General features: G+C 59.3%; 24 protein-coding genes and 5 pseudogenes. 15 read left to right on the top strand and 14 right to left on the bottom strand.

All coding sequences use genetic code 11. The annotated features are described in order from the left end of the window. Positions 1 to 159 precede the first annotated feature (159 nt). From ACA067_RS16175 to ACA067_RS16165, 3 genes are all read right to left on the bottom strand, one after another. Complete coding sequence (locus ACA067_RS16175; RefSeq protein WP_497462677.1) at positions 160 to 597, bottom strand: hypothetical protein; 438 nt, start codon at positions 595 to 597, stop codon at positions 160 to 162. A 100-nt stretch (positions 598 to 697) separates the two neighbouring features. Next, positions 698 to 1219, bottom strand: a complete 522-nt coding sequence (locus tag ACA067_RS16170) for a DUF4822 domain-containing protein (RefSeq protein ID WP_497462676.1) — start codon at positions 1217 to 1219, stop codon at positions 698 to 700. Between the two features lie 264 nt (positions 1220 to 1483). After that, positions 1484 to 1867 (bottom strand): tautomerase family protein, encoded by a 384-nt coding sequence (locus ACA067_RS16165; RefSeq protein ID WP_497462675.1) that lies wholly within the window; start codon positions 1865 to 1867, stop codon positions 1484 to 1486. Between the two features lie 302 nt (positions 1868 to 2169). On the opposite strand from ACA067_RS16165, the gene ACA067_RS16160 reads away from it, so the two are divergent. After that, on the top strand, positions 2170 to 3450 hold the full coding sequence (locus ACA067_RS16160) for a serine/threonine transporter (RefSeq protein ID WP_497462674.1): 1281 nt from the start codon (positions 2170 to 2172) through the stop codon (positions 3448 to 3450). A 251-nt stretch (positions 3451 to 3701) separates the two neighbouring features. On the opposite strand, the gene acnB is transcribed toward ACA067_RS16160, so the two are convergent. Continuing rightward, on the bottom strand, positions 3702 to 6311 hold the full coding sequence (gene acnB / locus ACA067_RS16155) for a bifunctional aconitate hydratase 2/2-methylisocitrate dehydratase (RefSeq protein WP_497462787.1): 2610 nt from the start codon (positions 6309 to 6311) through the stop codon (positions 3702 to 3704). Positions 6312 to 6717: 406 nt separating this feature from the next. Between acnB and ACA067_RS16150 the strand changes: the two genes are divergently transcribed. Next, positions 6718 to 7188, top strand: coding sequence for a DUF1289 domain-containing protein (locus tag ACA067_RS16150; protein ID WP_497462673.1), 471 nt, complete (start codon positions 6718 to 6720; stop codon positions 7186 to 7188). A gap of 95 nt (positions 7189 to 7283) precedes the next feature. On the opposite strand, the gene uspL is transcribed toward ACA067_RS16150, so the two are convergent. Next, complete coding sequence (gene uspL, locus ACA067_RS16145) at positions 7284 to 8147, bottom strand: universal stress protein UspL (protein WP_497462672.1); 864 nt, start codon at positions 8145 to 8147, stop codon at positions 7284 to 7286. Positions 8148 to 8306: 159 nt separating this feature from the next. On the opposite strand from uspL, the gene ACA067_RS16140 reads away from it, so the two are divergent. Further along, a complete protein-coding gene (locus ACA067_RS16140) occupies positions 8307 to 8915 on the top strand; it encodes a MiaE family protein (RefSeq protein ID WP_497462671.1) in 609 nt (202 codons plus the stop codon). A 46-nt stretch (positions 8916 to 8961) separates the two neighbouring features. On the opposite strand, the gene ACA067_RS16135 is transcribed toward ACA067_RS16140, so the two are convergent. Further along, positions 8962 to 9450 (bottom strand): GFA family protein, encoded by a 489-nt coding sequence (locus tag ACA067_RS16135; RefSeq protein WP_497462670.1) that lies wholly within the window; start codon positions 9448 to 9450, stop codon positions 8962 to 8964. A gap of 299 nt (positions 9451 to 9749) precedes the next feature. Here ACA067_RS16135 and ACA067_RS16130 point away from each other — a divergent pair, with 299 nt between their 5' ends. From ACA067_RS16130 to ACA067_RS16120, 3 genes are all read left to right on the top strand, one after another. After that, positions 9750 to 10634 (top strand): LysR substrate-binding domain-containing protein, encoded by an 885-nt coding sequence (locus ACA067_RS16130; protein WP_497462669.1) that lies wholly within the window; start codon positions 9750 to 9752, stop codon positions 10632 to 10634. A gap of 99 nt (positions 10635 to 10733) precedes the next feature. Next, positions 10734 to 11858, top strand: a complete 1125-nt coding sequence (gene aguA / locus ACA067_RS16125) for an agmatine deiminase (protein ID WP_497462668.1) — start codon at positions 10734 to 10736, stop codon at positions 11856 to 11858. Positions 11859 to 11860: 2 nt separating this feature from the next. Then, positions 11861 to 12958 (top strand): extracellular solute-binding protein, encoded by a 1098-nt coding sequence (locus ACA067_RS16120; RefSeq protein WP_497462667.1) that lies wholly within the window; start codon positions 11861 to 11863, stop codon positions 12956 to 12958. A 115-nt stretch (positions 12959 to 13073) separates the two neighbouring features. Here the strand turns inward: ACA067_RS16120 and ACA067_RS16115 are convergent, their stop codons facing one another. The 4 genes from ACA067_RS16115 to ACA067_RS16100 form a co-directional block, all read right to left on the bottom strand. Further along, positions 13074 to 13691: a DNA-3-methyladenine glycosylase family protein gene (locus ACA067_RS16115; protein WP_497462666.1), complete on the bottom strand. Its 618-nt coding sequence runs from the start codon at positions 13689 to 13691 to the stop codon at positions 13074 to 13076. 4 nt (positions 13692 to 13695) lie between these two features. Further along, complete coding sequence (locus ACA067_RS16110) at positions 13696 to 14508, bottom strand: isocitrate lyase/PEP mutase family protein (protein ID WP_497462665.1); 813 nt, start codon at positions 14506 to 14508, stop codon at positions 13696 to 13698. Between the two features lie 40 nt (positions 14509 to 14548). Then, the gene (locus ACA067_RS16105; RefSeq protein ID WP_497462664.1) at positions 14549 to 15631 is read right to left on the bottom strand and encodes a bifunctional transcriptional activator/DNA repair enzyme AdaA; all 1083 of its coding nucleotides are present in this window, start codon (positions 15629 to 15631) and stop codon (positions 14549 to 14551) included. A gap of 65 nt (positions 15632 to 15696) precedes the next feature. Continuing rightward, on the bottom strand, positions 15697 to 16317 hold the full coding sequence (locus tag ACA067_RS16100; RefSeq protein WP_497462663.1) for a LysE family translocator: 621 nt from the start codon (positions 16315 to 16317) through the stop codon (positions 15697 to 15699). Positions 16318 to 16487: 170 nt separating this feature from the next. Here ACA067_RS16100 and ACA067_RS16095 point away from each other — a divergent pair, with 170 nt between their 5' ends. Further along, on the top strand, positions 16488 to 17075 hold the full coding sequence (locus tag ACA067_RS16095; protein WP_497462662.1) for a LysE family translocator: 588 nt from the start codon (positions 16488 to 16490) through the stop codon (positions 17073 to 17075). An 81-nt stretch (positions 17076 to 17156) separates the two neighbouring features. Here ACA067_RS16095 and ACA067_RS16090 read toward each other — a convergent pair whose 3' ends face one another. After that, complete coding sequence (locus tag ACA067_RS16090; RefSeq protein ID WP_497462661.1) at positions 17157 to 17990, bottom strand: AraC family transcriptional regulator; 834 nt, start codon at positions 17988 to 17990, stop codon at positions 17157 to 17159. A 35-nt stretch (positions 17991 to 18025) separates the two neighbouring features. Next, positions 18026 to 18529, bottom strand: a complete 504-nt coding sequence (locus tag ACA067_RS16085) for a VOC family protein (protein ID WP_497462660.1) — start codon at positions 18527 to 18529, stop codon at positions 18026 to 18028. A gap of 267 nt (positions 18530 to 18796) precedes the next feature. Here ACA067_RS16085 and ACA067_RS16080 point away from each other — a divergent pair, with 267 nt between their 5' ends. From ACA067_RS16080 to ACA067_RS16050, 7 genes and pseudogenes are all read left to right on the top strand, one after another. Next, positions 18797 to 19045 carry a transmembrane sensor/regulator PpyR gene (locus tag ACA067_RS16080; RefSeq protein ID WP_497462659.1) on the top strand — a complete coding sequence of 83 codons (249 nt, stop codon included), beginning with the start codon at positions 18797 to 18799 and terminating at the stop codon, positions 19043 to 19045. Continuing rightward, positions 19045 to 20199 (top strand): NnrS family protein, encoded by a 1155-nt coding sequence (locus ACA067_RS16075; protein ID WP_497462658.1) that lies wholly within the window; start codon positions 19045 to 19047, stop codon positions 20197 to 20199. Before ACA067_RS16080 ends, ACA067_RS16075 begins: the two co-directional genes overlap by 1 nt. Positions 20200 to 20508: 309 nt before the next feature. Beyond that, positions 20509 to 20616, top strand: a pseudogene (locus ACA067_RS16070) (2Fe-2S iron-sulfur cluster-binding protein); the annotation flags it as partial. 25 nt (positions 20617 to 20641) lie between these two features. Beyond that, a pseudogene (locus ACA067_RS16065) lies at positions 20642 to 20701 on the top strand (twin-arginine translocation signal domain-containing protein); the annotation flags it as partial. A gap of 49 nt (positions 20702 to 20750) precedes the next feature. Next, positions 20751 to 21938 (top strand): annotated as a pseudogene (locus ACA067_RS16060) (xanthine dehydrogenase family protein molybdopterin-binding subunit); the annotation flags it as partial. Positions 21939 to 21968: 30 nt separating this feature from the next. Then, positions 21969 to 22262 (top strand): annotated as a pseudogene (locus tag ACA067_RS16055) (hypothetical protein); the annotation flags it as partial. A gap of 74 nt (positions 22263 to 22336) precedes the next feature. Further along, positions 22337 to 22918 carry a GGDEF domain-containing protein gene (locus ACA067_RS16050; RefSeq protein ID WP_497462657.1) on the top strand — a complete coding sequence of 194 codons (582 nt, stop codon included), beginning with the start codon at positions 22337 to 22339 and terminating at the stop codon, positions 22916 to 22918. Between the two features lie 25 nt (positions 22919 to 22943). Here ACA067_RS16050 and ACA067_RS16045 read toward each other — a convergent pair whose 3' ends face one another. Further along, positions 22944 to 23369: a VOC family protein gene (locus tag ACA067_RS16045; protein WP_497462656.1), complete on the bottom strand. Its 426-nt coding sequence runs from the start codon at positions 23367 to 23369 to the stop codon at positions 22944 to 22946. Positions 23370 to 23480: 111 nt separating this feature from the next. On the opposite strand from ACA067_RS16045, the pseudogene ACA067_RS16040 reads away from it, so the two are divergent. After that, positions 23481 to 23942 (top strand): annotated as a pseudogene (locus ACA067_RS16040) (LysR family transcriptional regulator); the annotation flags it as partial. A 79-nt stretch (positions 23943 to 24021) separates the two neighbouring features. Here the strand turns inward: ACA067_RS16040 and fabI are convergent. Beyond that, on the bottom strand, positions 24022 to 24816 hold the full coding sequence (fabI, locus tag ACA067_RS16035; RefSeq protein ID WP_008152082.1) for an enoyl-ACP reductase FabI: 795 nt from the start codon (positions 24814 to 24816) through the stop codon (positions 24022 to 24024). Positions 24817 to 24831: the final 15 nt, after the last annotated feature.

The raw sequence follows: 24831 nt of genomic DNA, 5'->3' as shown, positions 1-24831 counted from the left end.
GCTGATTCCCAAGCGAATTGGCAATGGTCGCCAATCGCAGAGACGGTGTTTTTTAGTCTGGACCGCTTCCTGAAAGAAGCAAACTCGTGGTTCAGGGCAGACGGAGCCGATGTCACGTCACTGGGCAGCACACTGCAAATACAGTGTGCTGCCGCAGCGTCACTGGGCAGTTCGCTGCTTTAGCACTCTGTCTCGTTCCGCCAGTGCAATAGCTTTGGCATCATAGGTCGGATAGAACTCGGTCTTGAAGCTTCCCCATGCTGTTCTTTCGAATGCAAGATTTACTTCTATCAGGCGGGAGGCCGGGAAACGCAATGTGACGATTTGGCCGATACCCATCACGGTATTCCAACTGACGACCTCTACCCCCTCAGGTGGGAAGGCCTCATAGTATCCTTGCTTTTCAAGTTGGGTCTTCAGTTCAGGCAAAGATCGTGATTGATCGTGCTTTAAAAAGACGGTCAGCATGATGGCATTATCTGGCGTGGCGACGGCATTTTTTACCGGGGAGGACGTGGTGGGTTGCGCGTTGGCAACGGAGAAAGTCGAGGCGATCAGTAGCGTAGATAGCAGTAACGTTTTGAGGGTTTTTTGCATATTGAAACTCCATGTTTTATAGGTGGCAAGATATATTTAACCGCCAACGCGCGTTGGAGGTGATGAGTTGAATCGTGGGTGCCGTTCAGCCTGAATGGCTTCAGTGGGTATCGGAATCTGGTTTGATGGCGGATTTTGTAACTACTGTGCCGGTGTAGGGGGCATGAACGACATAGATGCGCACCAGGGGATTGTTGTTTACCATGTCGCGGGGCACTTCGCGAGAATAGGTAAATTCATTGGTATTCAACGTTTCCAATCGTCTAGCCATGGCTTTGGTTGGCCCGACATCGGGCACTAAAACGTGGGTTTTTTTATCGCCCGTGACAAAAAAGTAACCGCCACCTCCATTGTTGTGTTTTGATTCTCCCGTGTCGGTGTAAAAGAACTCATAGCGATTGCGTTCGGGGTCCCAGGTCGATATTCCGACCACCCCGGGATACTTATCTTTTACATCCGTTTGTGGAGCGCCCTCTATATAGACCTTGGTGGTCAGCCACCGAGGAGAGGAGGCCAGGTCCCGAACATCGCCAGTGGCAGGTGCTTGTTGCGCGAAGCTGCCGAGGGGGCACAACAATGCCGCGGCAAGCAGGAGTGTGGACGGAATATTATTTTTTTGCATACGGATAACTCCATGGTTGATGGGGGAGTCGCGCGCTATTAATCATTCAGATTCAATGCTGGAAAAATATAATCTGGAAATGTGAGTTGTTCAATGGTGGGTAGTTGCTTGTAACAATTCAGGCTTCTAATGTTTAAGAAACGGTTAGTCGTACTTGTTTATCGATGTGTTGGCTGTAGGAGTTTTCCTGTGTGCAGATATTGCAAGAGGAGCAATATCGTTTTTCAGTGACCACTCCTGTCAGCTAATACAGGCATGCGCAGATCAGATGGCGTACTGGGCAACTCCGTTGCCGAACGACCAGTTCTCTTTTTTCACTTCTACCAGATTGATGAACACATCTTCCAGTCGAACCGCCAGTTGCGCATGCAAACTGTCAACGATGGTTTTATAGAGCAGCTTTTTCTGTTCGACGGTGCGACCTTCGCTCAGGGTGATTTGAATCACCACCAGGTTGTCGGTGCGGTCAATGCCCAGGTATCCGGGATCGAAGATGAAATGATGTTCATCGTGCTCGGCCAGAATCTGGAAGTTATCGTTCTCCGGCACGCCAATGGCGCTGTGCATGGCGGCGTAGATCAATTGCCCGACACGTTTGGCGTAACAGGGGTCTTGCTGCTTCCTGATGTCGACGCGAACGAGTGGCATGGCGTGACTCCGCAATGAGGGCTGCCGGACGGCGGCTGAATTGAACATACATCAGGTTGAAACCCTGGCGAATGGGTAGTTTAAACAATCTATTTTATTCGGACGCAAGGGCGCCATCGCTCCCACAGGGGGTCACTTCGCCCGATTGACTGATCCGCACCACCACTCCTCAGCTAAGTCTTTGCTTCTGTTCATTAATCCCGGACAATCGCGCCCCTGTTTCGGTCAGGGCGCTGCCTGTCGGTTTTTTCCGACTCGTCCTGACCGGGTAGCAAATGACCGGAATGCGGAGATCCCACCGGATGAATGATCAGGCCAATAGCGTCGACGAACGCTATGTAGCGGCGACACCAGCAAGCCTTACCCGCTGGAATCGCCATGACACCACCTGGATGCTGGGCCTGTTTGGCACGGCCATCGGGGCTGGCACGCTGTTTTTGCCGATCAATGCAGGGCTGGGCGGCTTCTGGCCGTTGCTGATCCTTGCAGTGTTGGCGTTCCCGATGACGTTTTACGCACACCGTGGCCTGACCCGCTTCGTGCTGTCCGGCCGCGAAGGCGCGGACATTACCGAAGTGGTGGAGGAGCACTTCGGGATCAAGGCCGGCGCGCTGATCACCTTGCTCTACTTTTTTGCGATCTTCCCGATCCTGCTGATCTACAGTGTGGCCCTGACCAACACCGTGGGCAGTTTTCTCGAGCATCAACTGCACATCATGCCACCACCGCGCGCCGTACTGTCGTTGGTGCTGATCCTCGGCCTGCTGGCCGTGGTGCGCTGCGGCGAGCAAGCGATCATCAAGGCCATGAGCCTGATGGTCTACCCGTTCATCGTGGCACTGCTGTTTCTCGCGGTGTTCCTGATTCCGCACTGGAACGGCGGCATCCTGGCCACCGCTTCCACGCTGCCTGAACCCTCGGCGTTGTTGCACACCTTGTGGCTGGCGATTCCGGTGATGGTGTTTTCGTTCAACCACTCGCCGATCATCTCGGCGTTTGCGGTGGACCAGAAACGTCGTTACGGCGATCACGCCCAGGAGCGCAGCTCGCAGATCCTGTCCCGGGCCCACGGCTTGATGGTGGTGATGGTGCTGTTCTTCGTCTTCAGCTGCGTGCTGACCCTGTCGCCGGCGCAACTGGCCGAGGCCAAGGCGCAGAACCTGTCGATCCTGTCGTACCTGGCCAACCACTTCAGCAATCCGACCATCGCTTTTGCGGCGCCGTTGATTGCGTTCGTGGCGATTTCCAAGTCGTTCCTCGGTCACTACATTGGTGCCAGTGAAGGTCTTAAAGGACTGATCGTGAAAAGCGGCAAGCGCCCGGCACCGAAGACGCTGGACCGTATGACGGCGGCGTTCATGCTGGTGGTCTGCTGGATTGTTGCCACGCTGAACCCGAGCATCCTGGGCATGATCGAAACCCTCGGTGGTCCAGTCATCGCAGCGATTCTGTTCCTGATGCCGATGTATGCGATTCGCAAGGTGCCGGCGATGGCGCGTTATCGCGGTCAGGCGTCCAATGTCTTTGTGACGGCCGTTGGTTTGGTGGCTATTTCGGCGTTGATCTATTCGCTGAATGCCTGATGGATCTTGTGGGGCTGTAAGTCCGCCATCGTCGGATCGCCGCCCGGACCAAGCCCGGCTCCCACAGGGTTTTGATCGTTCCCACGCTCTGCGTGGGAATGCAGCCCGGGACGCTCCGCGTCCCAAAGCGTGACGCAGAGCGTCACAAGAGGCGTTCCCACGCGGAGCGTGGGAACGATCAGTTAAGGGGGCAGGCATAAAAAAACGCCGCTCATCTCACGATGGGCGGCGTTTTTTATTGCGTTGCAGCGTTAGGCTTGAACCACCGGGATATTGGCGTTCGCAGCAGCTTCACGGAACTCGGCGATCTGGTCGAAGGACAGGTAGCGGTAGACATCGGCCGCCATGCTATCGATCTTGCCCGCGTACTCCATGTACTCCTCGACGGTCGGCAGGCGACCCAGGATCGAAGCCACCGACGCCAACTCAGCCGAAGCCAGGTAAACGTTCGCGCCGTCACCCAGACGGTTCGGGAAGTTACGGGTCGACGTCGACACTACTGTCGAATTCGGCTCAACACGTGCCTGGTTACCCATGCACAGCGAGCAACCCGGCATTTCCATGCGTGCGCCAGCCTTGCCGTAGATGCCGTAGTAGCCTTCCTCGGTCAACTGGTGAGCGTCCATCTTGGTCGGCGGCGACAGCCACAGACGGGTTGGCAGCTGACCCTTGACCTGTTCCAGCAACTTGCCGGCCGCGCGGAAGTGACCGATGTTGGTCATGCACGAACCGATGAACACTTCGTCGATCTTCTCGCCAGCAACGCTGGACAGCAGACGGGCATCGTCCGGATCGTTTGGCGCGCAGAGCACAGGCTCTTTGATGTCGGCCAGGTCGATTTCGATGATTTCAGCGTATTCGGCGTCAGCATCGGCAACCATCAGCTCAGGGTTGGCAACCCAGGCTTCCATCGCTTGGGCGCGACGTTCCAGAGTACGCGCATCGCCGTAGCCTTCGCCGATCATCCAGCGCAGCAGGGTGATGTTGGAGTTCAGGTACTCGGTGATGGAATCTTTCGACAGCTTGATGGTGCAACCGGCAGCCGAGCGTTCAGCCGAAGCGTCGGACAGCTCGAAAGCTTGTTCGATGCTCAGGTTGTCCAGGCCTTCGATTTCCAGGATGCGGCCGGAGAAAGCGTTCTTCTTGCCTTTCTTCTCGACGGTCAGCAGGCCAGCCTGGATCGCGAAGTAAGGAATGGCGTGAACCAGGTCGCGCAGGGTAACGCCCGGTTGCATCTTGCCTTTGAAGCGCACCAGGATCGATTCCGGCATGTCCAGCGGCATAACGCCAGTGGCGGCGGCGAACGCAACCAGACCGGAACCGGCCGGGAACGAAATGCCCATCGGGAAACGGGTGTGGGAGTCACCACCGGTACCGACGGTGTCCGGCAGCAGCATGCGGTTCAACCAGCTGTGGATGATGCCGTCGCCCGGACGCAGGGAAACGCCGCCGCGGGTCATGATGAAGTCTGGCAGGGTGTGGTGGGTGGTCACGTCGATCGGCTTAGGGTAAGCCGCGGTGTGGCAGAAGGACTGCATCACCAGATCGGTCGAGAAGCCCAGGCACGCCAGGTCTTTCAGTTCGTCACGGGTCATTGGACCGGTGGTGTCCTGGGAACCGACGGTGGTCATCTTCGGTTCGCAGTAGGTGCCAGGACGAACGCCTTTGCCTTCTGGCAGACCGCACGCCTTGCCGACCATTTTCTGCGCCAGGGTGTAGCCCTTGCCGGTGTCGACAGGTGCTTCAGGCAGTTTGAACAGATCGGTTGGGCCCAGACCCAGTTCGGCGCGAGCCTTGTCGGTCAGGCCACGGCCGATGATCAGCGGGATACGGCCGCCAGCACGAACTTCGTCCAACAGAACCGGGGTCTTCATTTCGAAGGTGGTCAGGACTTCGTCGGTGCCGTGTTTGCAGACTTTGCCAGCATGCGGGTACAGGTCGATCACGTCGCCCATGTTCATGTTGGTAACGTCGAACTCAATTGGCAGTGCGCCAGCATCTTCCATGGTGTTGTAGAAGATTGGAGCGATCTTGCTGCCGAAGCAGAAACCGCCAGCACGCTTGTTCGGTACGTTAGGAACGTCGTCGCCGAAGAACCACAGTACGGAGTTGGTAGCCGATTTACGCGACGAACCGGTACCGACCACGTCACCGACGTAGGCGATAGGGAAGCCTTGACCGCGCATTTCTTCGATCTGCTTCATCGGGCCAGTCACGCCTTGGGCGTCAGGCACGATGCCTTCACGGGCCATTTTCAGCATGGCCAGGGCGTGCAGCGGGATGTCCGGGCGGGACCAGGCGTCCGGGGCAGGGGACAGGTCGTCGGTGTTGGTTTCGCCGGTGACCTTGAACACGCGCAGGCTGATCTTGTCGGCCAGGACAGGGCGGTTCTTGAACCACTCGCCGTCAGCCCACGACTGGAGCACGCCTTTGGCGTGTTCGTTGCCGTTCTTGGCTTTTTCCGCGACGTCGTGGAATGCATCGAACATCAGCAGGGTGTGCTTGAGTTGAGCGGCAGCGACTGGGGCCAGTTCGGCGCTGTCGAGCAGGTCAACCAGGGTCACGATGTTGTAGCCGCCCTGCATGGTGCCGAGCAGTTCAACCGCGCGCTTCTTGTCGATCAGAGGGGAGGTTGCTTCGCCTTTGGCCAGGGCAGACAGGAAACCAGCCTTTACATAGGCCGCTTCGTCCACGCCAGGTGGAATGCGATTGGTGATCAGGTCAACGAGGAAAGCTTCTTCGCCAGCCGGGGGATTCTTCAGCAGCTCGACCAGGCCTGCAGTTTGTTCGGCGTTAAGCGGCTGGGGAACGATACCCAGTGCTGCACGCTCTTCGATATGTTTGCGGTAGGCTTCAAGCACAGTTATTACCCTCATCAGTGGTCCCATCTGGGTGTCCGGGACGCTCATCCCGAAATTGCCGTACTCATGCGCTGCGTGGCGTTGTGGGCCACTTAGCCAGAATTACCGACAATTCCTTACAGAAGCTGCTTTCAAAGTTTTACGCCTGCAGAACGGGAGCTGATGAGGGTTGGCGTTGGGCTTTTCCCCGCTGGAAAAACCCTTCGCCAACACCGCTCTGAAGGAACGACTGTGCTCGTGACGCTTTGAAAACAGCTTCTAACGGACATTGGCGCCTTAAAAGGCTGGCTGATTCTACGGGAAAAAAAAATTAAAGGTAAGTTAGGGCCTGAATTTTGAGGGGTGATGAATGTTAGACAAAGGGCTAACATGCCCACCTGTTCTGCTTTCCCGTGTTCTCCTACTTATGCCCAATCAGACCATCAAGACCCCCTGCGTCGGCCTTTGCTCCACTGTTTACGGTGATCTGGTGTGCCGTGGCTGCAAGCGTTTCCACCATGAAGTGATCAACTGGAATGGTTACAACGAGGAAGAAAAACGCGCCGTGTGGCTGCGGCTTGAGCAATTGCTGTCCCAGGTGATGGCCAGCAAGCTGGAGATTTTCGATCCCCAGCGCCTGCGATGGCAGCTGGAGCAGCGCAAGATCCGTTTTGTGCCGCACCAGTCGGAGTATTGCTGGGCTTATCAGCTGATCGCCCGTGGCGCGCGGGTGATCAACAATCTGGAAGCCTACGGGATGGTGTTGATGCCGGAGTTTCGCGACTGGAACCTGCCGCAATTGCGTGATGCCATTGATCGGGAGTTCTTTTTGCTCTCGGAGGCGCATTACCAGCGCTACATTGCGCCCGGCTTCCTCAAGGACGCCTTCGGTGGCTGATTTTTAAAGTCAAACGATCGCAGCCTGCGGCAGCTCCTACAGGGAAATGCGATCCCATGTAGGAGCTGCCGCAGGCTGCGATCGTTTGATCTTGGCTAATGCTGAGTCACGATCTCCTCCAGATGATCCATGATCGTGTCCGGCTTCAATACCAGCACGTCACTCTCCACCGCATCCAGCACCACTTCCGCCGTATTCCCGATCAACGCGCCAGACAAACCGGACCGCGCAACCGTGCCGATCACCGTCACCGACGCCCCCAGCTTGTGCACCATATACGGAATCAACACATCCGCCGGGCCTTCCGCGATATGCAGGTGCTCGTCATCAATGTCGAACTCGGCCTGAAAGGCCTTGCACTGTTCGCGATAGCGGGCCTCGATGGTTTCGCTGAGTTGCAGCGTCGGGTCGGCCGCCGACAGCATCGGCGATGGATGGGCACTGACCACATGCAAATGGGCTTTGGCCAGGCTGGCGATGTCATAGCCATGATCGACGATGCTGGCGTGCAAGGTGCGGTGTTCGCCATCGGTATTGCCGACGTCGATCGCCGCCAGAATGACCCCGCCAGTCCAGGGTTTCGAGGTTTTGACCAACAGTACCGGGGTTGGACAGTAGCGCAGCAGTTTCCAGTCTGCCGGGGTCAGCAGGGCCTTTTTCAACGGGCTGTCGGGGTAATGCTGTTTGATCACCAGCCCGCAACCTTCGGCCTGCTGCACGTCGACGATGGTTTCGTGCAGGCTTTCGTTCCAGGCCTGCTCGGTGGTGATGCTGAAACCGTCCTCGAGCAGGGCGGCCTTGAGCACGCCCAGCATGGCGCTATGGTCGTGCTTGCGGTCGCAGACCAGCAGGTGCAGATGGGCCTGGGTCACGCCGGCAATCAATTTCGCCCGTTTGAGCGCCAGGCTTTCCGAGTGTTCGGGTTCGATGACCACCAGGATGCTGCGGATGGCTTGCATGATCGGGATCTCCAGGAAGGTAAAAATACTGCGTTGGACAACTATAGTTGCTGGCCGGGCATTCGGGACTTGATGCATATCAACGGTCGCGGCTGGTGGTCTGGCGGCAGGCCGGTATAATCGGCGCCCTTCGTTTTGAACCTCTTATCCGTGAGCCCCATGATCCTTCCCGACATTCACGAGTTTCTCGGCTGCCGAACCCCCGACGGCTGGGTCCAGGCCGCGCTGGCCGATCAGGAAACCCTGCTGATCGATCACAAGAACTGCGAATTCAAGGCCGCCAGCACGGCGTTGAGCCTGATTGCCAAGTATCACAGCCACGTCGAATTGATCAACCTGATGTCGCGCCTGGCCCGGGAAGAGCTGGTGCACCACGAACAGGTCATGCGCTTGATGAAAAAGCGCAAGATCGAGCTGCGTCAGCTGTCCGCCGGGCGTTACGCCTCGGGCCTGCGCAAAGTGGTGCGCAATCACGAACCGGTCAAGCTGGTGGACACCCTGGTGGTCGGCGCGTTTATCGAGGCCCGCAGCTGCGAGCGTTTCGAGGCGCTGGTGCCACATCTGGATGAAGAGCTGGGCAAGTTCTACTTTGGCCTGCTGAAAAGCGAGGCGCGGCATTTTCAGGGTTACCTGAAACTGGCCTACCAGTATGGCGACGCCAAGGACATCGCCCAGGTGATCGACAGGGTTCGCGCTGCCGAGCAGGAGCTGATTGAATCGCCGGATGTGGAATTTCGTTTTCACAGCGGTGTGCCGGTAGCCGCGTAACCTGATCTCAGCTTTGTCGGGAAACCGCCAACGGCTGTGAAGCGGCTTAGCGGCTCAAGCCCAGGCGTTCATGCCACTGGGCGATCGACTCTTCGGGATAGACATCGAACTGCTTATCACCAGGACGCACTTCGACTTCCACCCACGGCGCCCTGGAATCGAGCAACAAGTGCGTGTGTTGCGGCGGCACCGGTAGCGGGGTGTCGATGGCTGATGCAAATGGGTGGATCAATTCCGGCCATTCGGGGCTGAACAACCACAAGCCGGAGCTGCAAAGGGAGCAGAAATGCCGTTCGGCAGTGCTGGTGTGCGCGCGTTTAGCGCCTTCTTCCTTGAGTCGCGCGTGGTAAATCGCAATGTGTTTGCGGCCACGCACTTTCAGGCTGGCGGCGTCACCTGCAATATTGATCGAATAACCGCCACCGCCCTGGGTCTTGCGGCAGATCGAGCAATAGCAACGCTGGTACGGGTAGGGGTGGGCGCTGGTCAAACTGAATGACACCGCGCCGCAATGGCAGGAACCTTCGAGCAGCATGGGACCCTCCGACGGGTCTGGAACTTACCCAGTACAGCCTAGACCCTCAGCGGCCCTCGATGGACGCCGCAATGGCCTCGCTGGAACATGCGCCGGGTTCAGGCAGGGGCTGGGTTTGTGGTGGATGTGCTGGCCTTTTCGCGAGGCCCGTTCCTACAGGGATCTTTGTGTACGCAACATCTGTGTTCAGCACGTAACCTGTGGGAGCGAGCCTGCTCGCGAAGAACGATAACGCGGTCTCACTGGACGCCTACCGCTCGCCGAGTCAGCATGAGCACCTCGAAATCCGGGCCTTGATCATGCGACGTCTACCCTCCCTGGCAGCACTCAGAACCTTCGAATGCGCCGCCCGTCACGCCCATTTCGGCCGGGCGGCGGCGGAGTTGTGCGTCACCGACAGCGCCGTCAGCCATCAGATTCGCCAGCTCGAAGAGCAATTGGGCGTGTCGCTGTTCATCCGCGAAGGCCGGCAGATTCGCCCGACAATGGCCGCCGGGCGCCTGATGCAAAGCTTGCAGCAGGCCTTCGAGCTGATCGGTGATGCCTGCGATGAGTTGCGCGATCCATCATCGCTGGCCGTGTTGCGTTTAGCGGTGACCGCCGAGTTGGCGCAAAAGTGGTTGATGAGGCGCCTCACGGATTTTTATGCGCGCTATCCGCACATCACCTTGCACCTTTACGAACAACCGATCGATGCCACGGCGCCGGGAGAGGACATCGACCTGGCGATCACTTACGGCACCGGCCCGGTGGACAGCAGCGCGTATTTCGTCCGGCCTTTGCCGGCGCTGCAGTTTTTCCCGGTGTGCAGTCCCGGCCTGTTCAACCAAGGCACTTTGAAAACCCCGAAGGATCTGGCCCGCCATTGTCTGCTGCACGACGATCAGGACGGCAAGACATGGACGGCCTGGCTCACCAGTCATGCCGGTGATCAACGCCCGCAACGGCAATTGTATTTTGCCCACGCCGGTCTGGCGCTGGAAGCGGCGGCACAAGGGCAGGGCGTGGCCATGGGCGACAATCTGACGGCTCAGGAGGATTTGCTCAGCGGTCGTCTGGTCCGGCCGTTTACTTCAAACATGACGGCCCTGGGTCAATATGCGCTGGTGTGCGAACGGGTGCGCCTGGAACGTCCGGCCGTGACGCAGATGCTCGAATGGTTCAACGATCAGCTGATTGATTGATGAGTTGAATTCAACTGTTCCGAAATAATCATCGTTGGCGAGGAGGGCGCCGGCGACCTTAGCCTGTGGTCATCCAATCCCCGCTGATGAGGTTTGACCATGGCACGTTTGCTCGACTCCACCCCTAAACAAGACGGCTTCCGCCTGCCCGGCGAATTCGAAACCAAGGCCGGTTGCTGGCTCGGCTGGCCGGAACGCACCGACGTCTGGCGCAATGGCGCCAAGCCTGCGCAGAAGGTTTGGGTGCAGATCGTCAGCGCCATTTCCCAAAGCGAACCGGTCACCGTGTGTGCCTCCGCCGCCCAGTTCGCCACGGCCCGTCGGCAGTTGCCGCCGCAAGTGCGGGTGGTGGAAATGACCTGCAATGACACCTGGTTCCGCGACAGCGGGCCGTGCTTTGTGGTCAACGACAATAGCGGTGAAGTGCGTGGCGTCGACTTTGAGTTCAACGCGTATGGCGGCCTCGACGGTGGCTTGTATTTCCCGTGGGACAAGGACGACCAGATCGCCAGCAAGATCCTTGAAATCGAACGTTTCGACCGCTATCGCGCACCGCTGATTGCCGAATTGGGGGGCATTCAGAGTGACGGCCAGGGCAGCATCCTCACCACCGAACAATGCCTGCTCAACCGTAACCGCAACCAGCATCTAGGCAAGGAAGAAGTCACCCGGCGGTTGACCGATTACCTCGGCGCCGAGCAAGTCATCTGGCTACCTCGGGGGTGCAAGTTCGACGAAACCGACGGCCACGTCGACGATCTTGCGTGTTTCGTGCGTCCCGGTGAAGTGGTGCTGCAATGGACCGACAATCGAGACGACCCGCAATGGGAAATCTATCAGGAGGCCTACGACATCCTGCGCAGCACCCGCGACAGCCGAGGCCGCGAGTTGATCGTGCACAAGTTGCCGCAACCGGATGTACTGGAATGGACCGCTGAAGAGGCCGAAGGCCTGGACCAGCTCGACGGCACTCATGTGCGTCAGGCGGGGACCAAAATCTGCGCGTCGTACATCAACTATTACGCCGGTAACACCTCGATCGTGGTGCCGCTGTTTGGTGATCGTAATGATCAGGCAGCGATGGCGACCCTCGCCGAACTGTTCCCGAAACATAAAATCGTCGGCATCGAAAACTCCAGGGAAATCCTGCTGGGCGGCGGCAACGTCGCGTGCATCACCATGCCGCAATATGCCGGCAGTGCCTGTAACAACAAAGGAGTCTGATCATGGGCCTGCACAAACTGACCCAAGCGTTATTGCTGGTGCTTGCACCCTTGTGTGTGCAGGCCGCCGATTCCGCCAGACCGGTGGTGAATCTGTACATCTGGGGCGAGTATCTGGCCCCGGACACCTTGACCAATTTCGAGAAAAAAACCGGAATCCATGTGGTGGTCGATCATTTCGACTCCCTGGAAACCGTCGAAACCAAACTGCTCACCGGCCGCAGTGGCTATGACCTGGTGCTGACCGCGGGGCAGCATTTGTCCCGGGCGATCCAAAGCGGTGCGATCCAGACCGTGGACAAGCAGCAATTGCCGCACTTTGCCGGCGTCGGCGAGGAGTTTCGCCAGCACATGGCGGTGTTCGATCCGGGCAATAGGTACGCCGGGATCTACGCCTGGGGCACGACCGGCGTGGGCTATCAGGAGCAGGCGATCAAGCAACGCCTGCCCGACGCGCCACGGGACAGTTGGGCGATGCTGTTCGACCCGGCCGTGGTATCGAAATTCGCCGATTGCGGGGTCAGTCTGCTCAACGACCCCAACGAGGTGTTCGCCGCGGTCATGAAGTACATGGGGCTGGACATCAACCGTCAGAGCCTCGATGACCTGAAACAGGCGGAGCAGCAACTGGCGAAGATCCGGCCGTACATTCGTTACTTCGACAATGATTTGAACATCAGCGACCTGGCCAACGGCAACACCTGTGTGGCGATGTCCTGGAACGGTAACGTCGCCATCGCAGCGGGCCAGGCCGAGGCGGCGAACAAGCCGTTCAAACTAAGCTACCGGATTCCGAAGGAGGGCACGTTGATCTGGTTCGATGCCATGGTCATCCCCAAGGATGCACCGCATCCCCAGGCGGGTCTGGCGTTGATGGATTATCTGATGACGCCCGAGGTGATGGCGCCGATCACTGACACCATTCATTACGCCAATGCGATTACGGCGGCGGAGGGGTTGATTGATCCGGCGATTCGTAATGATCCCGGGACTTATCCGTCGGCTGCGGTTCGGGCTTCGTTATATAGCAAGAATGACAATGGCAAGGCGTTTAACCGGGCGTTGATTCGGGCGTTCAGTCGGTTGAAGTCGGGGTTGTGACTGGCCTTGGATAATGTGTTGAATGTACTGACGTCATCGCGAGCAAGCCCGCTCCCACAAGGGTATATGTGTAACCTGTGGGAGCGGGCTTGCCCGCGATGAACGATGACTCGATCTACTTGTTGGGCACCCGCCACAAATACCAGGAAGCCACCGTCCGATACGGACTCCAAGCCAGTCCGATCTCAATCATCTGCTTGCGCGTCGGCTGTACCTCCAGCCCCTTGAGCCGCCGATACCCCTCACGCACGCCAAAATCATCGGCCGGCAGAATATCCGGGCGTTCCAGGCTGTAAATCAGCAACATCTCAACCGTCCAGCGCCCGACCCCGCGCAAAGTAATCAAACGCTCGATCAGCGCTTCGTCATCCATGGCCAACGCTGTGGCGTAGTCCGGCACCACGCCATCCAAAGCCGCTTGGGCAATCCCCTGAATGGTCGCGATCTTGCTGGCGGAAAACCCGCAACTGCGCATCTGGTCAAAGTCCGTCGCCAGAATCTGTTCGGGCCTGGGAAACGTGCCCGAAGAAAACAACGCCAACAGCCGAGCGACAATCGCATCCCCTGCCTTTGCGTGCAGTTGCTGATAAGCAATCGCCCGCACCAGCGATTCATAAGGATCACGGGCCGCATGGGGCTGATGCAGGCATGGACCAATGGCGACGATGTGGCGGCGCCAGTCGTCGTCGATGGAGGCTAGAAACTCGGTGGCGGGCAGGTAGGTGTCGGGCATGCGCTCAGACTTTTCCTGTGGGTGCCAACAGGGCATTCACTTCGCCGTAAGTGAAGGCCTTGAGCTGGCTACTGTCGAGTTTGCCGGTTTGCAGAAAGCTCTTGGCCAGTGAGGCCATGGCGCCATACAGAAATTCGGCGATGCCCGAGCCAGCGCTCAAACGACGCACGCCGAGGGCTTTCAACTCGTCAAGCGATGGCAGGCCCGGGAGCCCGAGCACGTTCAACGGCAACGGGGTGCGCTGGCACAGCGCCGCGATCTCGTACTGCGCCGTCACGCCAGGGGCAAACAACCCGTCAGCGCCGGCGGCCTGATACAACGCGGCGCGCCTGAGGGTTTCCGCCACACGATCTTCGGCGGGTACAAGCTCCTTGAGGTACACATCGGTGCGGGCATTGATGAACAGCTTCACATGGCGACGATTGCCAACCTGCCGAGCGATTTCGATCTTGCGCGCCAGCAGCTCGGGTGTAGAAGCGCCGTCCTCGATATTGATCCCGACAGCCCCGGCGGCAATCACCGCATCAATGACTTCTGCGACCCGGGCCAGGTCATCGGAATAGCCGGCCTCGATGTCCACGGTCAACGGTACCGAGATCACTCGGGCGATGGATTCGACCGTCGACACCAGCCGCTCGAGGGGCAGGGCATTGCCGTCCTGATAGCCGTGAGCCCAGGCCACCGCCGCGCTACTGGTTGCCACGGCTTTGTTGCCCAATTGCTCCACCAGTCGCGCCCCGGCGGCATCGGCGACGTTGGTGAGGATCAGCAAGCCATCCTGGTGCAACTGGTGAAATAGTTGGTCGAGCGTGTCCATCGAATTTCCTTCCCTATGAAAGATGAAAAACACCGAATGATCAGAACGCGAGTTGTTGGGTGACGTGCATCGCGGCTTTTTCCAGCCTCAGCAGAAACGCCTTGCGCGGTTGTCCTCCACCATAGCCGGTCAGCGAGCCGTCTGCACCGATCACCCGGTGGCAGGGCAGGACAATCGAAAGCCGGTTATGCCCGTTGGCCAGGCCCACGGCGCGACTGGCGCCGGGCTTGCCGAGCTTCGCGGCGATGGTGCCGTAGGTGCTGGTCTGGCCGTAAGGGATTTGCGCCAGTTCCGCCCACACTTGCCGGGCAAATACGCTGCCGGGCAGGTGCAGCGGGACGTTGAACACAGTCAGTTTGCCGGCGGAATACTGCGCCAGTTCTTCTTCGATTTGTCGCAAGTAGCCATTGTGCCCGGGCGCCACGGCATAGCCATAGCGGTTCTGCAGTGCTTCGACTTCCCGGGTCAGCGCTGGCCGGTCAAGAAACTCCAGCAGCACCAGCCCACGCCGTTCGGCCATGGCGATCATCGGCCCGAGTGGCGTGGTCAGGCGCGTGAACAGCAGCGGCTCGCTGTTGGCGGCGCGGCCTGGTGTGATGTGGAAGGACTTTTGGAACGCATCGCGGAAACCGCTGAGGGACTCATAGCCCGAGTCGAACGCGGCGTGGTCGATGGAGTCGCCCTGTTTGATACCGCCCAGCGCCATGCCGAGGCGGCGGGTGCGCAACCAGGCATGGAAGGTCATGCCGAAATGCTGTTTGAACCAACGCCGCAACTTCAGCGGCTCGATGCCCTCGGCCAATAACCGGGCATCGGTCCAGCGCTGGTCGGGATCGGCATCCACCGCCGCGAGCAACCTCTGCACCCAGTCCGGGGCAATAGCCGCCGCGTCCAGCGGTTTGCAGCGCAGACAGGCGCGATAACCCGCCGACATGCACTCATCGGCATGGGCAAAGAACTCGACGTTCTCCGGCTTCGGCTTGCGCGCCGTGCAACTGGGGCGACAGAAGATGCCGGTGGTTTTGACCGCAGTAAAAAACACCCCCTCGTAGGCGGTGTCTCGTTCGAGCATGGCGCGAACCATCTCGGCGTGGGGCGGAAGCAAAGCGTTCTGTAGGTTCATGGGCTGAGCATAAGGCGCGTCGCCCGGCGCCTCCACCGGAAAATCGACAGAGAATTCGTAGCAGTTCAGGCCCGTCGTGCCATCAGCAACACCGAAGCCGCTACCGAGAGTAAGCCCGCGCAGCAACGGTTGAATATACGCTTGCCCCGTGGCTCGGCAAACCAGCGGCGCATGTGCAGGCCCATGTAGGCGTAGGCGCCGATGGCGATCCATTCCAGCATCAGGAACAGTGCGCCCAATATCGCGAACTGCGGGGTTATTGCCTGGGTCGAGTCGACGAACTGTGGCAGGAACGCGGTGAAGATCAGGATCGCTTTCGGATTACCGGCCGCCACCAGAAACTCCTGCCGCGCCAATCTCAGCGTGCCCACGGGCGCTCCCGCGACACTGTCTTGCGTCCCGGGATCGGCACGCCACAACTGCCAGGCGAGATAGAACAGATAGGCCGCGCCGACGATCTTGATCCCGTAGAACAGCAACTCCGACGTTTGCAGCACTACCGCCAGCCCCGCCGAGGCGAGCGCGATCATCCCGGCAAAGGCCAGCAGTCGACCGATACCGGCGACACACGCGGTGCGATAGCCGTAGCGGGTCGAGTTACTGACCGACAACAGGTTGTTCGGCCCTGGTGCCATGTTCAGGGCGAAGCAGGCGGGGAGAAACAGGCTGAGCGTGGCGAGGTCCATGACGGGGCTCCTGAAACGAGAGCGGTATTTTTACCATAGGTGCAGCGTGGCTCGACCCGTACAGTGGTGCGCGTCAATCGCGGTACAGGTGAGGGGTGTTTTATTCAATACAGCGAAGAGGACGCTCTTTACCTTGGAGCCTGGATCAACTGAATGGAAGAAGGTGTGCGATGAGTCTGATTATTTCCATGGCGGCGTTTGCCCTGGCGGCTTCGATAACGCCGGGGCCGGTGAACATCGTGGCGTTGAGTTCGGGGGCGCGTTTCGGTTTTCGCGCCAGTCAGCGACATGTGGCCGGTGCGACGCTGGGCTTTGTATTGCTGCTGGTTCTGATGGGATTGGGCTTGCATGAGCTGTTGCAGCTTTGGCCAGCGTTGACGCAGGTGGTGCAATGGGCCGGCGTGGCGTTCCTGTTGTACATGGCCTTCAAATTGGCTGCCGACCAGGGGCAACTCGAAGCGAAGGAGTCAGGCCGGGCACCGTCGATGCTTTACGGCGCCGTCATGCAATGGCTCAACCCGAAAGCCTGGCTGGCCTGCGTGGCTGGCATGGGGGCGTTTGTCGCCGATGGCGAGGCGCGGCTGGTCTGGCAGTTTGCCGCGGTGTACCTGGTGATCTGCTACCTGTCCGTCGGCTGTTGGGCCTATGCCGGGACTTTTTTGCGCGGCTATCTGAACAACCCGGCAGGCATGCGCTTGTTCAACCGGATCATGGCGTTGTTGCTGGCGGTGAGTGCCATTTACCTGGTGTTGCCTTAGTGGCGCCCTGACCGGCTTTTGTGGCGACGGGAGTTGTGCGAGTCACAGTGGCTTGTTAGCCGCAGGAAATGTGTGCTGATTTCAGCCGCGATACTGCCCCGGTGTTGCCGCCAGGTGTTGTTTGAACGCCCGCTGAAAATGCGCCTGATCGGCAAACCCCGCTTCCAGCGCGACATCGGCGATCAGATGGCCGCTGCGCAGTCGATCCCGGGCGAACTGGATGCGCCGATTGACCAGGAACGCATGGGGCGTCATGCCGTAATACTGCTTGAATGCACGGATCAGATAAGACGGCGACAGCTGAACCGCCGCGCAAATGTCTTCGAGCTTGAGCATTTTCGTGCAATTGTCGCGGATGTAGTCAGCCGCCCGCTCCAGTTTGAAGTTGGGCTCGCGCAGCGGTGGATCGACAGGGTTGAGCCGTAGCTGCACCTCGGTGAAAAACTCCACCGCCGCGCTGTGTTTACGCAGCACGTCTTGCTGATCGTCAACCAACACTTCATACAAACCCGTCAGGCCGGCAACCAGCTCCGCGTCGCGGTCATGGGTGACGGAAAACCGTCGAAACGCGAGGTCGTGGCTGAACCCGAGCTGGTGCTGCAGATCGGTGAGCCACGGCGTATCGACGTACAGCATCAAGTACGACCAGGGCTGATTATCAATGGGATTGCAGGCATGGACATCGCCGGGATTCATCAGCACGACGGTGCCGGCACTGACCTGAAATGCCGATTGCTCGTGGAGATAGGTACTGCACCCGGCGGTGATTGCCCCGATGGAAAAGTGCTCATGGGAGTGCTGGGTGTAACAGACCTCGCGCCCATCGGCGATGGAGCGGGCTTCGATGAAGGGCAGGGCGTCATCACGCCAGAAGCGCGGCGCCTTGTCCGTGTCTTTGGCAACGGTGTGTTTCATTGTCAACGTCCGCGGCGGATCAGTTTCGCAGTGTATTAGCTCTCGCCGTCAAAGGCGCGCTGCAACGCAGCGATGTCGAGTTTTTTCATCTGCAACATCGCCGACATGGCCCGTTGTGATTTCGTCGTGTCGGGGTCTTTCATCATGTCCATCAGGGCCACCGGTACGATCTGCCACGACACGCCGAATTTGTCCTTGAGCCAGCCGCATTGCTGGGCCTCAGTGGGGCCACCCGTCGACAGGCGCCCCCAGAAGTGATCGACTTCTTCCTGGGTGTGGCAATTGACCTGGAACGAAATCGCCTCGTTGAACTTGAATGCCGGACCACCGTTGAGCCCGGTAAAGCTCTGCCCGTCGAGTTCGAAACTGACCGTCATCACCGAGCCTTCGGGCCGACCATGGATCTCTTGACCGGCCTTGCCGTAGTGGGTAATGGCGCTGATTTTCGAATGATCGAAGATCGCGCAATAAAACTTGGCGGCCTCTTCGGCCTGATCGTCAAACCACAGGCAGGGCGTGAGTTTTTGAACACGATGCATGACAGTGCTCCTCTACGGATTGCTCAGGCTGGGACTTTCAGCGTAGTCAGCCTCTGGTCGCCTGGCTGTACCGTAGATCGACAAGTGCGTCAGGTAAACCGGAAGAAATGAAGTCGATATGACCATCTCGTGAGTCATAACGACTAGCCTGGTATGTGGTCGATATGACTCTTTTGCCGCGAGATTATTGATTTATAAGGACTAAAGAACTGGCACGAGACTTGATACCTCCAACGTACAACTGAACTGCTTCGGGAGTACGGAAACATGTTCGATTTCTTCAACTATCCCCATAACGTTCTGCACCTGTCGAGCCGTGTGCTCGGCGCAGGCCTGGCGCTGCTTTTGATCGGTATCTACGGCGCCTACCTCTATGGCGGTCATTTGCCGATCGTGGCGCTGGTGACGATGCATGCGATGACCATCATCGGACCGACCTTGCTCAAAATCGGCTATGTGATGCGCCTGTTGGCTCAACATCGGCTGGGCGAACACGGGGCAGGGGTGGTCGCCTGATGCGCAGACTCGCCGCTGCGCCTGTTTTCAGTCTTGGCTTTCGACCGTTCTTTCTCGTCGGCGCCGCGTTTGCGGCAATAGCGGTGGCGATCTGGGCGCTATGGTTGTACGGCCGATTGCCAGGTGCGCAGCCCGTTGGCGGAATGCTGACCTGGCACCGGCATGAGATGCCGTTTGGTTTTGCCACGGCGATCATCGCCGGTTTTCTGCTGACCGCGGTGCCGAACTGGACCGGTCGCCCCGGCTTGCACGGCTGGCCCCTGATCGGTCTGCTGCTGATATGGCTGTTGGCGCGGCTGGCCTGGCTGATGCCGATTTCTCCCAGCGTGTTGCTGGTCTTGCAAATCCCGTTTCTGCCGTTGCTGGCGTGGGTGCTGGGGCGAGATCTGGTGGCTGCCGGCAAACGCGACAACTATCCGATCCTGCTGGTGATTGCGCTGCTGGCCGGATGTCAGGTCATGACGCTGCGGGGGATTTCGCTCGATGACGTCGACCTGCAACGGCGTGGCGTACTGGCGGCCGTGTGGTTGGTGGGTGCGCTGATGAGCGTGATTGGCGGGCGAGTGATCCCGTTTTTCATTCAGCGTGGCTTGAACCGTTCTGCTGCACCTTCGGCGCATCCCTTGCCAACTCGGGTATTGCTGTTCTGCGCAATACTCGCGGCCGTGTCGTTTGCCGGCGGTTTGAATCACGTCCCGAGGCTGTGGCTGGCGGCGTTGTTTCTGCTGATCGGCGGGTTGCACCTGCATCGCCTGTGGCGCTGGCATGATCGGGGCATCTGGCGTGTTCCGCTGCTTTGGTCGCTGTACCTGGCTTACGCATGGCTCATGGTGGCGGCATTGGCCATGGCGCTGTGGCATGCCGGCCTGATACCACAACAGAGCCTGGCGACGCATTCGCTGGCGGTGGGTGGTATCGGCGGGCTGATTCTGGCGATGATTGCGCGGGTCAGCCTCGGTCATACCGGGCGCGTGTTGCAGCCCTCGAAAGCGATCGTTCTGGGTTTTGCCTTGCTGGTGATTGCCGGTGCCTGCCGAGTGTTGCTGGTGCCGTATTCCGGGATCGGGCTCGGCCTGTCGGCGCTGCTCTGGTGTATCGCCTTCGGGCTGTTCCTGACGCGTTATACCGGCTTCCTGCTCAAACCTCGCCGATGAGTTGCAGACCTGGCGTGAGCTGTCGGTGTCCACCGACTATTGATACCTGGTTTTGTGGGACTCATTCCAAGGCCGCCCATCGAGGCGGCCTTTGTGTGACCGGTGGTCGATGAACATGGCCGGCGGGGCAATTTGCGCTTAGCTGTAAGGATAACGCCGATCCCGCAGGAGCAAGGCTCGCCCGTGAAGGCGTCAGTTCTGGCACACCGCGTTATCGTTCTTTGCGAGCAAGCTTCGCTCCTGCAGACCAATAACGGCGTCACCGTGAGTCTGAGGAAATTCGCCATGCTGACCCTTAACATCAATGGCAAGGATCAGGACAGCGACATCGATCAGGCGCTTTCGGGCAACATTTGCCGCTGCGGCACCTATCCAAGAATCCGTGCCGCGGTCAAGCGCGCCGCAGAAATCGGTTGATGCCATGTCGACGGGAGCCTGAGCCATGAACAGCATCAATCCATTGTCGCGCCGCGGTTTTCTCAAGGGCAGCGCGTTGCTGGGCGGCGGTCTGGTGGTGGCGTTTGTCATTCCCGGTGCCCATCGCTTTGCCATCGGCGCCGAGAATCAGGGCAATGTATTCGCCCCCAACGCGTTTCTGCGGATCGGCAATGACGCTCAATTGCACGGTGAGCATCACCCAGGACAAATGCGAGATCTGGACCGGCACCCAGTTTCAGACCCTGGATCAAATGATCGCCGGAAAAATCACCGGGCTCAAACCCGAGCAGGTGGAGATTCATACCGAGTTTCTGGGGGGCGGTTTCGGTCGCAGGGCCAACCCGACCTCGGATTTTGTCGCTGAAGCCGTGGAAGTCGCCAAGGCAGCGGGTGGGCCGGTGAAAACCGTATGGTCGCGCGAGGACGACATCCGCGGCGGTTATTACCGTTCGGCGTTCCTGCATCAGGTGCGCATCGGGCTGGATGCCGGCGGCATGCCCCTTGCGTGGAAGCATGTGCTGGTCGGGCAATCGATCATGGCCGGTACCCTGCTGGAGGCCAAAATGGTCAAGGACGGCATCGACAAGACCTCGGTCGAAGGCGTGTCCGGCAGCCCCTACCTCGCATGCCTCGCCAATCATCAGGTGGATCTGCATTCACCGAAAACCGGCATCACTGTGCTGTGGCTACGTTCGGTAGGGCACACCCACACCGCGTACGTGATGGAGTCGTTGATCGACGAACTGGCCGAGGCGGCCGGCAAGGATCCGGTCGACTATCGCCGCACCCTGCTCAAGGATCATCCACGGCATCTCGGCGTGCTGAACCTGGCGGTCGAGAAAGCCGGCTGGAAAGCGCCGCTACCGGACGGTCACGCCTTGGGTGTCGCGGTGCATGAGTCTTTCGGCAGTTACGTTGCCCAGGTCGCCGAGGTGTCCCAGGACAACCTGGCGATCCGCGTACACCGGGTGGTGTGTGCGGTGGATTGCGGCATTGCGGTCAACCCGATGAGCATCGCCGCGCAAATGGAGTCGGCCATCACGTTCGGCCTCGGATTTACCTTGCACAGCAAACTGACCTTCAAGGACGGGCAGGTAGAGCAGTCCAATTATCACGACTATCAGGTGCTGCGGCTCAATGAAATGCCGCTGGTCGAAGTGCATATCGTGCCCAGCAGCGAGAAGCCCGGCGGTATCGGTGAGGTCGGCGTACCGCCCACGGCGCCGGCGGTGGCCAACGCGGTGTTCGCCCTGACGGGGCAGCGCCTGCGGGAACTGCCGCTGCAGCTGTCGGGGGTGTGAGATGAAACGACATCTGCTGCTTGGTGCGGTGGTGCTAATACGCCGCCGGGGGCACCGCACTGGAGCCTGCCGCCGGCGGCCCACAAAATGGCCTGGATCGGCCTGCCGGCGGACAAGTTGTGCGCCATGATCAAGGACCGCTCCAGCAATGGCGATCGTGATTTCGCGGCGCTGATCAAGCATGTCAGTGAGGACAAACTGGTGCTCTGGGGCTGGAATCCGGGTGTGGGACGCGCGCCGGTGCCGGTGCCGCACGACATTTTTGTCACCCGGTTCAAGCTCTGGGCGGACGCGGGAGGGCCCTGTCCGATCGAGGGCAGTTGACCGGCGGTCCGTTAACTGGGAGTCAAACCGGGTATGGACGACTCTAAGAAATATACCCGCCAATGGAGTGAGTAATGCTGATCCCAGGCAAACCGGTCAAACACAGTGCTTGCGCAGACCCCTTGCGCACGCCACTGCAAGAGCGCGAATTGCTGCGTGAGCTGGCCCGCAAGGCCGAGCAAGAGCTTATGGGCTTGCAGATGGCGAGCATGGATGAGCTGACGCTGCTCTCCAATCGTCACGGTTTCACGGCGCTTGCCCAACTGGGACTGGACGCCTGCCAGCAGTTGGGACGGCCAGCGACCCTGCTGTTTTTCGATCTCGATGAATTCAAACACATCAATTATCTGTATGGCCGTGCCGAGGGCGACAATGCCCTGAAGACCTTCGCGGATGTGCTGCGCATTGCGTTTCGCGAAAACGACGTGATTGGTCGACTCGGTGATGATGAATTTGTCGCGTTGTTGACCGGCACGGGCTGGGTGGACATCGCTCCGATCAAGGCGCGTCTCGAAGAAATGCTCGACGAGCGCAATGCCACGGTGCGTCGCGGTTATGACATTCGTTTCAGTATTGGGCAGATCGAGTTCGACGCCGCTCTTCACCATGGCGTCGAGGAGCTGCTGGCTGAGGCCGCAAGGGCGTTGCACCGGTAGGCGTCCTTACAGGCGCCCATTCTCTTCACTTGGCAAACAACTGCCCAATATCCTTGAACGCCTTGAACTCAAGCGCATTGCCGCAGGGGTCGAACAGAAACATCGTCGCTTGCTCGCCCGCCAATCCCTGAAAGCGAATACCCGGTTCGATCACGAAGCGCGTACCCAGGGCTTTCAAACGCTCGGCCAGCGCTTCCCATTGCGCCATCCCCAACACCACACCGAAATGCGGGACGGGTACGTCGTGGCCGTCGACGGCATTGGTGTGGGCGGCTTCTTGAGAGGCGTTTTTCGGCGCCAGATGAATGACCAATTGATGGCCGAAAAAATTGAAATCAACCCAATGCTCGCTGGATCTACCTTCTTCCAGACCGAACACAGTGCCGTAGAAATTCCGCGTGGCGGGCAGATCGTAGACCGGGATGGCCAAGTGAAAAGGGGAAAGTTGCATCAAGTGTGCCTCGGTTATCTGGATTCAGACTGAGTTTAGCCCTGTGCTTTTTGATTGAAAGACGATAATTTTTGCATCGAGCTCAAATTATTTCGATCAATTGAGAACGCCATGCTGCGGGAACTGAAAGCCTTCATTGCCGTGACGCGCTACGGCACCTTCGCTGCGGCGGGGATGCATATCGGCCTGACGCAATCGGCGGTCAGCGCACAGATTCGCAATCTGGAACAGGCTCTTGGCATTCGGTTATTTGATCGGACCGGACGCCAGGCGCTGCTCAATGCGGCGGGGCAGCGGGCGTTGCCCATGGCCAGGGAAATGCTGGAAACCTTCAGCCGCATGGCGGTCAGTGATGACGTCAGCGAGTATCGCGGCGAGTTGAAAATCGGCGCGGTGGCCACGGCCCAGACCGGGTTGTTGCCCCAGGCGTTGCTGCGATTGCGCCGACAGGCGCCGCTGCTGGAGCCAAAACTGGTACCCGGCGTGTCATTGAACCTGTTGAGTCAGGTCGACACGGGCGAAGTGGATCTGGCGAGTGCACGACCGCCTTCGCTGGCAAGCCAGCTCCTACAAGGGATCGCGGTGAGCCCTCAAATCGCAGGCACAAAAAACCCGCCTGAAAAGGCGGGTTTTTTAGTTGGCTGACCGAAGATTACTCTTCGAGGCTACCCATGGCCGTGGTGTTGAAACCACCGTCTACGTACATGATTTCGCCGCTGATGCCCGACGCCAGGTCCGAGCACAGGAAGGCGCCGGCGTTGCCGACTTCGTCGATGGTGACGTTGCGACGCAGCGGGGTTTGCGCTTCGTTGGCGGCCAGCATCTTGCGGAAGTTCTTGATGCCGGAAGCGGCGAGGGTGCGGATCGGGCCAGCCGATACGCAGTTGACGCGGGTGCCGTCCGGGCCCAGGGAGCCGGCCAGGTAACGTACGCCAGCTTCCAGGGAAGCCTTGGCCATGCCCATCACGTTGTAGTTGGGCATGGTGCGCTCGGCGCCCAGGTACGACAGGGTCAGCAGGCTGCCGTTGCGGCCTTTCATCATTTCGCGGCCGGCCTTGGCCAGGGCCACGAAGCTGTAGGCGCTGATGTCGTGAGCGATGCGGAAACCTTCACGGGTGGTGGCTTCGGTGAAGTCGCCGTCCAGTTGGTCGCCCGGGGCGAAGCCGACGGAGTGCACGATGCAGTCCAGGCCGTCCCACTTCTTGCCCAGCTCAACGAAAACCTTGGCGATTTCTTCATCGCTGGCCACGTCGCACGGGAAGCACAGGTCAGGGTTGGAACCCCAGCTTTGTGCGAACTCTTCGACACGACCCTTGAGTTTGTCGTTCTGATAAGTGAAGGCAAGCTCAGCGCCCTCGCGATGCATGGCGGCAGCGATGCCGGATGCGATGGACAGCTTGCTGGCGACACCGACGATCAGTACGCGCTTACCGGCGAGAAAACCCATGTGTTGCTCCTCTCT

This window comes from Pseudomonas sp. LBUM1674 (assembly GCF_059695635.1).
Note: the sequence above shows the minus strand (reverse complement) of the source record. Positions and strands in the feature narration are given on the sequence as shown.

Coding starts and splice junctions, on each gene's coding strand:
- ACA067_RS16175 (WP_497462677.1), bottom strand. CDS start 597: ATGCAAAAAACCCTCAAAACGTTACTGCTATCTACGCTACTGATCGCC.
- ACA067_RS16170 (WP_497462676.1), bottom strand. CDS start 1,219: ATGCAAAAAAATAATATTCCGTCCACACTCCTGCTTGCCGCGGCATTG.
- ACA067_RS16165 (WP_497462675.1), bottom strand. CDS start 1,867: ATGCCACTCGTTCGCGTCGACATCAGGAAGCAGCAAGACCCCTGTTAC.
- ACA067_RS16160 (WP_497462674.1), top strand. CDS start 2,170: ATGAATGATCAGGCCAATAGCGTCGACGAACGCTATGTAGCGGCGACA.
- ACA067_RS16150 (WP_497462673.1), top strand. CDS start 6,718: ATGCCCAATCAGACCATCAAGACCCCCTGCGTCGGCCTTTGCTCCACT.
- uspL (WP_497462672.1), bottom strand. CDS start 8,147: ATGCAAGCCATCCGCAGCATCCTGGTGGTCATCGAACCCGAACACTCG.
- ACA067_RS16140 (WP_497462671.1), top strand. CDS start 8,307: ATGATCCTTCCCGACATTCACGAGTTTCTCGGCTGCCGAACCCCCGAC.
- ACA067_RS16135 (WP_497462670.1), bottom strand. CDS start 9,450: ATGCTGCTCGAAGGTTCCTGCCATTGCGGCGCGGTGTCATTCAGTTTG.
- ACA067_RS16130 (WP_497462669.1), top strand. CDS start 9,750: ATGCGACGTCTACCCTCCCTGGCAGCACTCAGAACCTTCGAATGCGCC.
- aguA (WP_497462668.1), top strand. CDS start 10,734: ATGGCACGTTTGCTCGACTCCACCCCTAAACAAGACGGCTTCCGCCTG.
- ACA067_RS16120 (WP_497462667.1), top strand. CDS start 11,861: ATGGGCCTGCACAAACTGACCCAAGCGTTATTGCTGGTGCTTGCACCC.
- ACA067_RS16115 (WP_497462666.1), bottom strand. CDS start 13,691: ATGCCCGACACCTACCTGCCCGCCACCGAGTTTCTAGCCTCCATCGAC.
- ACA067_RS16110 (WP_497462665.1), bottom strand. CDS start 14,508: ATGGACACGCTCGACCAACTATTTCACCAGTTGCACCAGGATGGCTTG.
- ACA067_RS16105 (WP_497462664.1), bottom strand. CDS start 15,631: ATGAACCTACAGAACGCTTTGCTTCCGCCCCACGCCGAGATGGTTCGC.
- ACA067_RS16100 (WP_497462663.1), bottom strand. CDS start 16,317: ATGGACCTCGCCACGCTCAGCCTGTTTCTCCCCGCCTGCTTCGCCCTG.
- ACA067_RS16095 (WP_497462662.1), top strand. CDS start 16,488: ATGAGTCTGATTATTTCCATGGCGGCGTTTGCCCTGGCGGCTTCGATA.
- ACA067_RS16090 (WP_497462661.1), bottom strand. CDS start 17,990: ATGAAACACACCGTTGCCAAAGACACGGACAAGGCGCCGCGCTTCTGG.
- ACA067_RS16085 (WP_497462660.1), bottom strand. CDS start 18,529: ATGCATCGTGTTCAAAAACTCACGCCCTGCCTGTGGTTTGACGATCAG.
- ACA067_RS16080 (WP_497462659.1), top strand. CDS start 18,797: ATGTTCGATTTCTTCAACTATCCCCATAACGTTCTGCACCTGTCGAGC.
- ACA067_RS16075 (WP_497462658.1), top strand. CDS start 19,045: ATGCGCAGACTCGCCGCTGCGCCTGTTTTCAGTCTTGGCTTTCGACCG.
- ACA067_RS16050 (WP_497462657.1), top strand. CDS start 22,337: ATGCTGATCCCAGGCAAACCGGTCAAACACAGTGCTTGCGCAGACCCC.
- ACA067_RS16045 (WP_497462656.1), bottom strand. CDS start 23,369: ATGCAACTTTCCCCTTTTCACTTGGCCATCCCGGTCTACGATCTGCCC.
- fabI (WP_008152082.1), bottom strand. CDS start 24,816: ATGGGTTTTCTCGCCGGTAAGCGCGTACTGATCGTCGGTGTCGCCAGC.